Here is a 12,796-nt window from a genome sequence, read left to right as displayed (position 1 = left end):
GTTTTAGTAGAATAATTATTAGTACAACTGATATTGAGCTGAGAGCAAGGACTCAAATGAGAACATTATTATGAAAGATAAGCTTCCCAGCAGTTCTAAAATATATATCTAGTTTAATTAAAGTGAGATCAGCATCAAACTCTTGAGCTCGTTTATATTTATTGATTAGTTACAGGCACAAAAAAAGGCCGAAACATCACTGTTTCAGCCTTAATACTTAAGTACTAGATTTAACCTATATTAGCACGCGCATTTCTAAACATACGCATCCATGGGCTGTCTTCGCTCCACTCATCAGGATGCCAAGAGTTGGCTACCGTTCTAAACACACGCTCTGGGTGAGGCATCATGATCGTGACACGACCATCTTGCGTGGTTAAACCTGTAATGCCGTTTGGCGAACCATTCGGGTTAGCGGGGTAGGCTTGTGTCGGTTGACCATAGTTGTCAACAAAACGCAGTGCTACCGTGCCAGATTGCTCTATGGCGGTTAATGCGTCAGCACTGGCTACTTCAACACGACCTTCACCGTGAGAAACAGCGATTGGCATCCGTGAGCCAGCCATACCGCCTAAGAAGATAGACGCGGACTCTTGCACTTCAACCAAACTAAAGCGAGCTTCAAAACGCTCAGAATTATTACGCACAAAACGTGGCCATAACTCTGACCCTGGGATCAACTCTTTTAGGTTTGATAGCATTTGACAACCGTTACACACACCGAGTGCAAAGCTATCATTACGGTTAAAGAAACTTTGGAACTGGTCACGAGCGCGGTCATTAAATAGGATAGATTTAGCCCAACCTTCACCGGCACCGAGTACATCACCGTATGAGAAGCCGCCACATGCCACTAAGCCAGCAAACTGCTCAAGATTGACGTTACCCGCTAAAATGTCACTCATGTGTACATCTACCGCAGAGAAACCAGCGCGATCAAATGCTGCCGCCATCTCTTGATGTGAGTTAACGCCTTGCTCACGCAATATCGCCATTTGCGGCGCAACGCCCTTAACAATGTAAGGCGCAGCGATATCTTCATTGATATCAAAACTTAACTTAGCCGATAAACCTGGGTCCTTGACGTCTGCTTTGGCGTCAAGCTCTTGCTTAGCGCACTCAGGGTTGTCACGCATGGCTTGCATTTGGTAAGTGGTTTCAGCCCACACCATACGAAGTTCATTACGAGACTCAGTCAGTACCGATTCACCATTACGGGTAAAGCGCACCGTATCGTCGCTATTAAGCGTACCAATTACATGGCTATTTGCCGCCAAGCCATGGCCTGCCAGCGTCGTTAATACGGCTTCTTTGTCGCTGCTGCGAACTTGAATCACAGCACCTAACTCTTCACTGTACAGTACCGCTAAATCATCCGTGCCAAGGGCATCAAGTGCTACGTCAACACCGACATGACCGGCAAATGCCATCTCCGCAATAGTGGTGAATAAACCACCGTCACTGCGGTCGTGGTAAGCCAATAGTTTCTTATCGATTACCAAAGATTGGATAGCATCGAAGAAACCTTTTAGCAATGCAGGGCTATCAACATCTGGTACGTCGTTACCAAGCTGTTTGTACACCTGTGCTAGTGAAGAGGCGCCAAGACGGTTTTTGCCGTTGCCTAAGTCGATAAGGATCAGCTCGCTGTCACCTTTATCAGTGCGCAATTCAGGAGTGACCGTATCGCGAATATCTTCAACGCGAGCAAACGCTGTGATCACAAGTGACAATGGTGAGGTCACTTCTTTCGCCTCTCCGTCTTGCTCCCACTTAGTCTTCATCGACATCGAGTCTTTGCCTACTGGAATAGTAATATCTAGCTCAGGACACAACTCTTCACCGACCGCTTTCACCGCTTCATAAAGGCCGGCATCTTCACCCGGGTGACCCGCTGCCGCCATCCAGTTAGCAGATAGCTTAAGACGGTTTAGCTCACCAATATTGGTTGCTGCGATGTTAGTGATGGCTTCTGCCACCGCTAAACGCGCAGAGGCGCCAAAGTTAAGTAACGCAACTGGCGTACGCTCACCTAATGACATCGCTTCACCGGTATATGTATCGTAGCTACTTGCCGTCACGGCGCAGTTAGCTACCGGAATTTGCCAAGGGCCAACCATTTGGTCACGTGCCACTAGACCCGTTACCGTGCGGTCACCAATAGTAATAAGGAAGGTTTTCTCAGCAATAGAAGGCAAACGCAGTAAACGATGCGCCGCATCTTTTACTGTAATACCGGAAGTATCTAATTCCTTACCTTGCGCTTTCGCACTTTTCACATCGCGGTGCATTTTCGGCGCTTTACCTAACAACACATCCATCGGTAAATCGATTGGTTTGTTGTTAAAGTGATCATCGTTTAGGGTTAAGTGCAGCTCTTCGGTTGCTTCACCTAATACCGCAAACGGCGCGCGCTCACGCTTACAAATAGCTTCGAATACTGCCATGTTTTCAGGCTTGATCGCCATTACATAACGCTCTTGCGACTCGTTACACCAAATCGCATGTGGCGCCATGCTTAGCTCATCGTTCGGGATAGCGCGCAGATTAAAGTTACCACCACGGCCGCCGTCATTAACCAGCTCAGGCATTGCATTGGATAAACCGCCCGCGCCCACATCGTGAATAAATTGGATGGGGTTATCGTCACCCATTTGCCAACAGCGATCGATCACTTCCTGACAGCGACGCTCCATTTCTGGGTTTTCACGCTGTACTGACGCAAAATCTAAATCTTCTGCCGATTGCCCCGAGTCCATTGACGATGCCGCGCCGCCACCAAGACCGATATTCATCGCAGGACCGCCCAGCACCACTAGCTTAGCGCCAACTGGAATGTCTTTTTTCTCAACATGCTCTTCACGAATGTTACCTAAACCACCCGCTAACATAATTGGCTTATGGTAACCACGTACTTCAAGGCCATTGTGGCTGTTTACTTGCTCTTCATAAGTACGGAAGTAACCTAAAATATTTGGACGACCAAATTCGTTGTTAAATGCCGCGCCGCCCAATGGGCCTTCTAGCATAATATCCAACGCGGAAACAATACGACCAGGCTTGCCAAAGTCAGTTTCCCAAGGCTGTTCAAAACCTGGAATGCGTAAGTTAGATACACTAAAACCGACTAAGCCTGCTTTTGGCTTAGAGCCAATACCCGTTGCGCCTTCATCACGAATTTCACCGCCGCTGCCCGTAGCTGCGCCCGGCCAAGGCGAAATAGCCGTTGGATGGTTATGGGTTTCAACCTTCATTAAAATGTGAATGTTTTCTTGGTGGTAGTTATATTCACGGCTGTCTACATCTGGGAAGAAGCGACCTGCCTTAGACCCCACCATTACCGCGGCATTGTCTTTATAGGCTGACAATACGTTTTCGCTGTAGTTTTCGTAGGTATTTTTGATCATTTTGAACAGCGACTTTGGCTGCTCGATACCATCGATTGTCCAATCGGCATTAAAAATTTTGTGGCGACAATGCTCAGAGTTAGCTTGCGCAAACATCATTAATTCAATGTCATTTGGATTACGGTTTAACTTAGTGAAGTTTTCAACCAAGTAATCAATTTCGTCTTCCGCTAACGCTAAGCCTAGTTCAACGTTTGCCGTTTCAAGCGCTTGACGGCCACCCGCTAAAATATCAACACTCGACATTTCACCTGGCTGCGCTTGTACAAACAGCTTGTCTGCTTGAGCAAGTTCGTTGAATACGGTTTCCATCATACGGTCGTGCAATAAGTCAGCAACTTGGCTAAGTTGCTCAGGTGAAACCTCACCTTCTATGTAATAAGCAATGCCGCGCTCTAAACGCTTCACTTTGCTTAAACCACAGTTTTTTGCAATATCGGTCGCTTTCGATGACCAAGGAGAAATGGTACCCGGGCGAGGGGTAATTAAGACAAGCTGGCCAATTGGCTCGTGCTCTTGAATACTCGGTCCGTAAGTTAATAATTTTGCTAAAACCGATAACTCAGCTTCAGTTAATGATGCCGATACGTCGGCAAAGTGCATGAATTCAGCGTAAATATTGGTTACAGGCAGTTGTGAATCAACGCAGTTTTTCAGTAACTGGCTCACTCTGAAAGCTGACAGTGCAGGTGCACCTCGCAAAATTTCCATCAACATCTCTCACTCTTATTGTGTGGGTGGGGTTTGAATCGCGCGTATTATAGAGAAAAGGAGAAGACAAGGCTATACAACAGATGAGATAAGAAGCTGTTGAGATGACCTCACCACCCACATAAGATAAAACAAAAATCAAATAACAGTGGCATAAGCTACTCACTTCGCAGCTTTATTTTGATTCTAATGACTCAGATAGTTATAGCTGGTATAAATAGTTTGATTTTGGTTATTAAGGCAGTTCTAACGTTTGAAAAACAACTCTTCTATTACATGTTTATTGTTGCTAGCCCTGAGTCTATTCATGAGTGGCTGTGAGCCTTTGCAAGACTTTAGTCAATTGCAACAAATACAACAACGCGGCGTGCTGCGCGTGGGCACCTTAAACACCCCTGTCAGTTATGTTTATGTTGGTGATACGTTATCAGGTATGGATTACGAGTTAGCCAATGATTTTGCCAACCACTTAGGGGTGCGCCTTGATATGTCCCCCGCCTATTCATTGACTGAATTATTTAATGAGTTAGATAACGGCAACATCGATTTTATTGCCGCAGGGTTAACCTTAACACCAGAGCGCGCCGAAAAATATCGCAGTGCTCCGCCATTTTATAATGTCTCGCGTACCTTAGTTTATCGTCAGGGCAGCAATAAACCGAAAGACTTTTCTGAAGTGGATGACCCTATTTTAGTATTGAAAGACTCCGGCCCAGAGGAACTGCTCAAACAACGCAAAATTCAATACCCCACCTTAGATTGGATTGCGACTGACGATGAAGATCCAATGGTAATACTGCGCATGGTGGCAGACGGCGAAGCAACTTATGCCATGGTAGATGATAAAGTGCTCGCGCGAGCACAGCGATATTACCCCAGTTTAGCTGAAGCCTTTACCCTAGAAAAACAGCTTCCCGTTGCTTGGATGTTAAAGAAAAGTATTGACGATAGTTTGTATTCCGCTCTGATTGAGTTTATTGGTAGTAACCATCAATCAGGCCATGTTGCCAAATTAATTGAGCGTTATTTTGGTCATATTGAAAAATTTGATTTTGTGGATGCCCGCAGCTTTTTACAGCGTGCAAAAACAACCTTACCTCGCTATCGCGAGCTATTTGAAAAATATCAAACGGAGCAATTTGATTGGATTTTGTTGGCTGCTATTAGCTACCAAGAAAGTCACTGGAAACCCAATGCTCGAAGCCCAACGGGTGTTCGAGGCATGATGATGCTAACCAACGACACCGCCGATTTTGTGGGCATAACCAACCGTCTTGATCCCGAGCAAAGTATTGAAGGTGGGGCAAAATATCTCACCTATTTATTAGGCTTAATACCAGATAGCGTGCATAAAGATGAAAAAATTTGGTTTGCACTGGCGGCTTATAATCTTGGCTTTGGTCATTTAATGGATGCGAGGCGACTAACTAAATCGATCGGTAAAGATCAAGACAACTGGGCAGACGTAAAAGATGTATTGCCTTTATTACAACGTAAACAATGGCATCAACGCACGCGATACGGCTATGCACGTGGTGGTGAAGCGCGCCATTATGTTAATAACATTCGCCAATACCAGGAGAGCTTGGTTTGGCTAATTCGTGAGCAAGCCAAAGAAGCATTACTGGCAGAGCAAGCAGCATTACAGGAACAACCGCCAACCTTGAGTGAAGATGCCTCTTCAGCAACAGCGACACTTGAGCAAACGAGCTCAGCGGTTACGTTAGAACAAGCCAGTGCTGCAATCAACACCGAAATAGTAACGCCTTAATTTTCTCCTTTAGCTAACGCCGCTTTTTGCGCTAATTTTAGCGCTTTATGCTCAGCGCGGCGTTGGCGAAAAAACGCGCTTATTTTTTCACTGCACTGTTCGCTTAATACGCCAGCGCAAACGTCCAAATTATGGTTTAACTTGTCACTAGCAACCAAATTAAAAGCGCTACCTGCCGAGCCTGTTTTAGCATCAGCAGCGCCATAAACAAGGCGACCCACACGCCCGTGTACCATCGCCCCTGCACACATAGGGCAAGGCTCTAAGGTAACGTATAAAGTTGTATCTAATAAGCGATAGTTATTGATATTTGCACCGGCTTGGCGCAACGCGATAATTTCAGCATGGGCACATGGATCGTTGAGCGAAATAGACTGATTCCAGCCTTCACCAATCACTTGATTATCTTTAACTAATACTGCACCAACTGGAATTTCACCGACTGCCTGCGCTTTGTCGGCCAGTAATAATGCATGCCGCATCCACTTCTCATCGTCTTCTGACATACCGCCTCCTTGAATCGGCGCATTATGGCTGAAGCTACCTTACGAGGCAATCATTGCGCAACACAGCATAAATTAACAATTCTGATACATTTCGCTAAAATAGCTTGCTAGACTTAGATCTTATACCTTTACCGAATAGGGTCATAGTATGCTCGCGAGATTTAAAAGCCCTCTATTACTGCAAGTTATGCTAGCAGTATTTATTTTGGTCGCCCTACAGACGCTCCTTACTCTAAGCGTGACTAAAAGTAGCATTAACAGCCTAGTGGATAATTTGGCGCTCGAATTTAAAAGCAGCAATCAAAGTACGCAGCAAACTATAGACTTAGCTCAACAAGCCATCGCAAACGCAATGCTCAGTAGCACCCAAAAAAGCCAAAGAGCACTCGACACTAGCTTAAATCATGGCTTAAATGAGGCACAAAAAAATATTAGTGATTTGGTCGCTAACCACGCCAAACAAAGTATTCAAGCGCAAGCGACTTTACTCGCTTCCGTCTCTCCTCCATATATTTGGGATAAAGATATTCCCAAACTAACAGAGTTAGTTATCGCGGCTCATCAAAATCCTAAAGTGTTATTTGCCATCTATTTTGACGCACAAGGAAAGTACCTAACTCGGCATATTGACCGTAGCTCAGCCAAAGTGACAGCGTTAATAGAACAAGGCACGGGCAGAAGGAAAATGGATAAACTGATCAGTGGCGCAAAGTTGTCAAAACAGGTTTATATTGCTGAAGCGGATATTAACCCTAAAGGCTCAGTTATTGGCAAGTTCATCATCGCCGTAGATACATCAGAACAAGCACAATTGAATGAAACCTTAGGCCAACAATTCTCTAGCTTAATTGATACCAGTGCAAATGAAGTAGAACAAGTTTTAAACAACGAAGCCAAATTAACACAACAAACCTTAAACTCATCATTGGATAAAGTCCGCGAAGGAAACCAGCAAACGGCCAATAATATCAACCAGGCTGTACAAGAGAACGTTGTTAGCTTAATTAGCGATCTTTGGGTTATTTTACTGTGTTCAGCTGTCGCATTATTAGTTGCCCTCACCTTTATTATCAGCAACCGTATTTTGTCGAAAATAACCATGCTGACCAGTGCTCTACAAAACCTAGCTCGCGGCGGTGGTGACTTAACACAGAAAATTTCCATTCATTCTAAAGATGAAATCGGTGCTATGGCCCATAGTGTTAATGCTTTCCTAGAGAAAACCCGTAAATTGATAATTGAAGCCAACCTAGCAGCCGATCAAACGGCATCACAAAGCCAGACTATGCAACAAAAATCAGCAGGGGTTTATCAAGCCCTGACTAAACAACAACAGGAAGTTGATGTGGTAGCAAGTGCCATGGTTCAAGTCATGCAAAATATCAATCAAGAAGAAGCCGAAGTACAAAAGGTGATGTCGAGCATTGATCAAGTAAAAACAGACAGTGAACAAAACAATGCAACATCACAACACGTAAAACGATTAATTGAGCAACTAGTTGAGCGGGTAAGTCAAACCAACCAAAGAGTCGGCCAATTTGAGCAACTAAGTTTAAAAATTGGCAGTGTACTCGATGTGATCCAAGGCATTGCCGAACAAACAAACCTATTAGCCCTTAATGCTGCCATTGAAGCTGCGCGAGCAGGTGAAACCGGACGAGGCTTTGCCGTGGTTGCTGATGAAGTGCGCACCCTTGCCAGTCGTACACAAAGCTCAACCTTAGAAATTCAACAAAGTATTGAAGCACTACAAACAGAAGCGCGCACTTTAGTGAATGAAATGGAAAGTACCTTTGAACACGCCAATGAAGGTATTAATGAGCTTAATCAAGCAGATGCTCTGCAAGATGCCATTTTCCACTCGATTGCTGAATTATATGAAATGATTGAAAATATCGCGCAATTATCAAAACAGCAAGTTGACGTCACTCATGAAGTAAACCAAAGTACTGAACGAATGCAAGATGCCTGCGCTTCGTCACTGCTTTCTGTTGAACAAGCCAATGAAGTAAGCGAGCAACTTTCTAGCTTATCAGCTAAGTTAAAACAGACCATGTCGCAGTTTAAAGTTGATTGATTTGCAATCAGCGATGAAAAAACGGTGGCCAACGCCACCGTTTTCATTTTAGTTTATTGCTTTTTAAGATTATTAATAAGCAGTTTAAACTCTAATAATTCAACCAGTTAAAAACTGAAATATTAAACCATAATTTCCTTGCTTAAAATATTCAGTCATAATTCTTAAGCAAATAACCGGACTTACTCACCCCCATCACAAGGCAGATTAAGGCGATAGGGAACTGGCCAGACTGTTTTTTAATTGAACTAATACATTTTAATGAAACTAAATTTTACTTCATTTCTTTTGCAAAGAAGGCGCTGGCCTTTTTTAATATTTCTTTTTCCATGCGTAATTCTTTGTTTTCTTTACGCAATCGCTTCAATTCATCCCGCTCCGATTCTTCTAAAGTAATGCCTTGGCGCTCTGCTTCAAACTTTTCTTTCCACTTGTAAAGTAGACTGGTGCCAACCCCAAGTGACTTGGCCGCTTCCGCAACACTGTAACCTTGCTCTGTCAACATCAGAACGGCTTCATCCTTAAAATCTTGAGGATAGCTTTTATGTGATTTTTTCAGGCTCATATCACTTCCTCAATCTATTGACGTTATTGTCTCAAAATTAAGTGTCCGATGGGATTAGACCAGAACAAAGCACACATTTTACCGTTATGAGGCGCTAGGTTGTTTTTTCGTTGCAACTCGGCAAGAGTTAACCAATCAGGCTTGCCCATTGCGAAGCGCTTAACGCACATTTATACTTCTGAAGTATCGATTTAGCCCCTAGCCAATCGGCTCTAATTGCGTTGAGTCGAGTGCTAATAGCGCCTCTTTGGCAGACTTAATGGTCATCGGGACGCGCGTAATGAATTTTTGCTTTTGTTCATCAAGAGACTGATACTGCCTTGCGTGTAAAGCGCGGCATCAGCAATAAAGTAACGGCTGTTTTGTGCGGCCTTCAGGCATTGAATATGGTGCTTGGTGACCTCGGCAAAGGCTTTTTAAGCACCATTGCCAGCCCAGCATCACCATGAGAGACATGATGGCCCGAGAGTTTGAGAATGGCTCAGCCAATAAAGCGAGGTAACCCGATTTCGTAACAAAAAGCAGCAATTAAGCCGAGGTGATCGAGGCGTTTAATGACAGGCTGAGGGGCAGATATAATGAGCGACCGTTAAATAGTAGTAATAGATCAAAGTAGGGATTCGCGGTCAATAGGAGCTTGGCAAAATTGCGCAGAAATGTTCGTGCGTTCACACTATATTAAATCTGGAACTAGCTGTGGAATGACGGATTATAAAGGCTCAGATTAAATTTGGAATAATGCGGAGTATTGAGCGCTTACATTATAACAACGTTAGACCATACCATTTCAATGGCGGTTTAACGCCAAATGAATCAGAGCAAAGATACGGGCTTGATTCTAACTTGTGGCCAAAAATACTTGACCACTACATATGAGGAATGTGAGTTACCTCTTTTTGGGGTTTTGATTCAAAGATTCGACACTTTTATCAAAACGGGTAACTCTCACTTTCCAAGCCAATGCATCAGCTCTTGTCCGAGCTAGTACAGATGAGTCAACACCACAGGAAGACCAAGGAAAACTTCATCCGCTTAGTTCTGAATAAATTTCAGAAAACTGCGGAAGAATAACATCTAAAGAGAAGTGATTATTAAACTTACACTTAGCTCTATTTCCTAGCTTCTGAGATAAATCTTCATCAGCTAGTAATTTAGCGATAGAATCTTCAAGTGCCGCCGCATCACCAGCTTCAATTAAGAGCCCATCTTCTTCATTCGTAATCGCATCAGGTATCCCTCCTGCGGTTGATGCTACAATCGCTAAGCCTGCGGACATCGCCTCAATAACCCCCATAGGAAAGCCTTCATTAAAACTAGGTAAGGTAAATATCTGAGAAGTTTCAATTAATTCCAACTTCTTACGCCCGGCAACCCAACCTACAAATTGGATACAATCTGTAACACCAAGCTCTTCTGCATATTTTTTAAACAGCTCAACATCGCCATCCCCTCCTAAGATTAACTTGTAATGAGGAAACCTTTTTCTTAAGCCTACACTTGCTTTAATTAACTCATAAACTCCTTTTCTTTTACCTAACCTCCCTAGAAACAATACCGTTCCAGGGATTACTTTATCTCGAGAAAGCTCCAAAGAAGGTACTGAGTTATAAATTGTAACAACTTTACTTTTATCCTTTACAATAGTATCAACCCATTTTTTCCAGCTCTTTGATAAAACAACAACTCGATCACAAGAAGAAAAAGTATCTCGAATTTTTTGTTTCTTAGGTTCTGAGCACTCATTTTCAAAAAACATTTGAAATTCAGAGCCATGTAAATGCAAAACAACTTTATTATTCAAAGCTTTTGCAAGTGAAATAACAATTGACTTACGTGTAAAACTCCCTCTAGATGACATGTGAACATGAACTAGGCCAACGTTAAAAAAAATAGAGTAATATATAATTTTCAGTAGCGCCGGCAGGAATAAAGCACATTTATTAATTCCAAAAAAACGCTTAGAATTTGTATGGGTTTGAATTAGCCTTACGTTTTCTTTCTTAAAGAAGCCTGCATCATTAAAGACATTCAGTACTGTTGCAATACCTCCTGATTCGTTAATCCCTGTTCCTACAACCAAATTTATTTTTTCCACATAAACCTCTAAACTGAATAAGAATTCTTCTACAGAGCATATCGAATGCTTAATATTTTCGCGGCACAGAGTCTACAATAGATACCTCAATAGAGAGCGAAGCTAATTAAGGTGAGCTTTCCTTTGTAAGGGAACGGCCATTCCTTCCCTTATCAAAGTTCAGTTATCACCAAGTTTATAGCCAGCCCATTAAAATTGTCGCTAAACAAAGGCACTCTCTTATGGTCAATTGCAAACTCTGCAGTATGGATAATGGGGCACTTGCTGTCCCACTACTAGCCGCCTTATATTATCGCAGCATTATAAGAGCTTTTTATGAATAATTCACATTTTTGTTCTAACTAAATATGCTTGAAGATTTATTACCTTTCACAGCAAGGGGTTAGCTGTGAAAGGTTCGCGGTCTTGACATATATCTAGCGTCAGTTGCACCTTGGTTTTACCGACATGAGTTGCTTTCATACAGAGTGCGTGGCGCGGCCTAAGATGAAATTAATTCTCATTTCATTAATCGAAGATCCAATACTAACAGCGCATGCTTTCAATACCAACAACGATATTGCCAATGATAAGGTTTAAGTAAAGCATCCTTTATTGGCAGGTATTTTTTGCTGGGGGACAGTTTCACCTTGGAAATCAACGATGCAAACATATAGAATAGGATTCAGTAGATTGTCAGCCACTGAATCGGAGTGCTTACGCTTTGTTGTGACCTTGTAAGCCAGTCGCTGTATGACTTTAAGGCGTGAGCGACGCATAATTTTACGAACAAGATAGCGACCAACTTGACAGCCTTCTTTGCGCAGCCTTCTTTGCGCAGTCTCTTTACCATTTCACGGTTCCCCTGCTGCCACAGCTCTTTTCAAAAAGGCGTCGGATACGACGATATAACTTCAACGTATCCAAGCTGATGATTGTTGCAGGGCGTTTAAGCCAGTCATAATAACCGGACTTACTCACCCCCATCACAAGGCAGATTAAGGCGATAGGGAACTGGCCAGACTGTTTTTTAATTGAACTAATACATTTTAATGAAACTAAATTTTACTTCATTTCTTTTGCAAAGAAGGCGCTGGCCTTTTTAATATTTCTTTTTCCATGCGTAATTCTTTGTTTTCTTTACGGAACCGCTTCAATTCATCCTGCTCCGATTCTTCTAAAGTAATGCCTTGGCGCTGTGCTTCAAACTTTTCTTTCCACTTGTAAAGTAGACTGGTGCCAACCCCAAGTAAGTTAGCCGCTTCCGCAACACTGTAACCTTGCTCTGTCACCATCAGAACGGCTTCATCCTTAAAATCTTGAGGATAGCTTTTATGTGATTTTTTCAGGCTCATATCACTTCCTTAATCTATTGACGTTATTGTCTCAAAATTAAGTGTCCGATGGGATTAGACCAGAACAAACAAGCCACGAAACGAGAAGAAATCACCTTCTACAAAAATCTAGAGAAGGGCCTAACCAAAGAGCTTAAGCAATTGAATAAGTGTAAGCGCTCAATTAGCTGGTTAAGCGCTAATCTGCCCCAGTGATTTCAACATTCCATGGCATGAGCTCTGTCATATCTGCGGCGGGATCTCGCTTTGGTAGCTAGGGTCTGTTGATCTTTCGTGATTATTTTTGCAGCGAATTGTTGGGTATTTATACAAGGCAGCGCTTTTGTGGTG

General features: G+C 43.1%; 5 protein-coding genes and 3 pseudogenes. 2 read left to right on the top strand and 6 right to left on the bottom strand.

What is annotated here, in order from left to right; all coding sequences use genetic code 11:
• Positions 1-230 precede the first annotated feature (230 nt).
• A complete protein-coding gene (gene purL, locus K1M91_RS04340; protein WP_232800330.1) occupies positions 231-4,118 on the bottom strand; it encodes a phosphoribosylformylglycinamidine synthase in 3,888 nt (1,295 codons plus the stop codon).
• A 253-nt stretch (positions 4,119-4,371) separates the two neighbouring features.
• On the opposite strand from purL, the gene mltF reads away from it, so the two are divergent.
• On the top strand, positions 4,372-5,889 hold the full coding sequence (gene mltF, locus K1M91_RS04335; RefSeq protein WP_348983260.1) for a membrane-bound lytic murein transglycosylase MltF: 1,518 nt from the start codon (positions 4,372-4,374) through the stop codon (positions 5,887-5,889).
• Here mltF and tadA read toward each other — a convergent pair.
• Positions 5,886-6,395 (bottom strand): tRNA adenosine(34) deaminase TadA, encoded by a 510-nt coding sequence (gene tadA, locus K1M91_RS04330; RefSeq protein WP_232800328.1) that lies wholly within the window; start codon positions 6,393-6,395, stop codon positions 5,886-5,888. The genes mltF and tadA overlap by 4 nt on opposite strands.
• A 148-nt stretch (positions 6,396-6,543) precedes the next feature.
• On the opposite strand from tadA, the gene K1M91_RS21355 reads away from it, so the two are divergent.
• Entirely contained in the window at positions 6,544-8,472 is a 1,929-nt protein-coding gene (locus K1M91_RS21355; protein ID WP_282561088.1) for a methyl-accepting chemotaxis protein, read from the top strand.
• Positions 8,473-8,644: 172 nt separating this feature from the next.
• On the opposite strand, the pseudogene K1M91_RS04320 reads toward K1M91_RS21355, so the two are convergent.
• From K1M91_RS04320 to K1M91_RS04305, 4 genes and pseudogenes are all read right to left on the bottom strand, one after another.
• A pseudogene (locus K1M91_RS04320) lies at positions 8,645-9,037 on the bottom strand (transposase); the annotation flags it as partial.
• Between the two features lie 225 nt (positions 9,038-9,262).
• A pseudogene (locus K1M91_RS04315) lies at positions 9,263-9,614 on the bottom strand (DUF4277 domain-containing protein); the annotation flags it as partial.
• Between the two features lie 447 nt (positions 9,615-10,061).
• A complete protein-coding gene (locus K1M91_RS04310; RefSeq protein WP_232800327.1) occupies positions 10,062-11,132 on the bottom strand; it encodes a glycosyltransferase family 4 protein in 1,071 nt (356 codons plus the stop codon).
• 662 nt (positions 11,133-11,794) lie between these two features.
• Positions 11,795-12,466 (bottom strand): annotated as a pseudogene (locus K1M91_RS04305) (transposase); the annotation flags it as partial.
• Positions 12,467-12,796: the final 330 nt, after the last annotated feature.

This window comes from Motilimonas sp. E26, from assembly GCF_021278025.1.
Classification (GTDB): Bacteria; Pseudomonadota; Gammaproteobacteria; order Enterobacterales; family CBDFNC01; genus Motilimonas.
The sequence above is the reverse complement of the archived record's forward strand: the minus strand, read 5'-3'. Positions and strand labels throughout refer to the sequence as shown.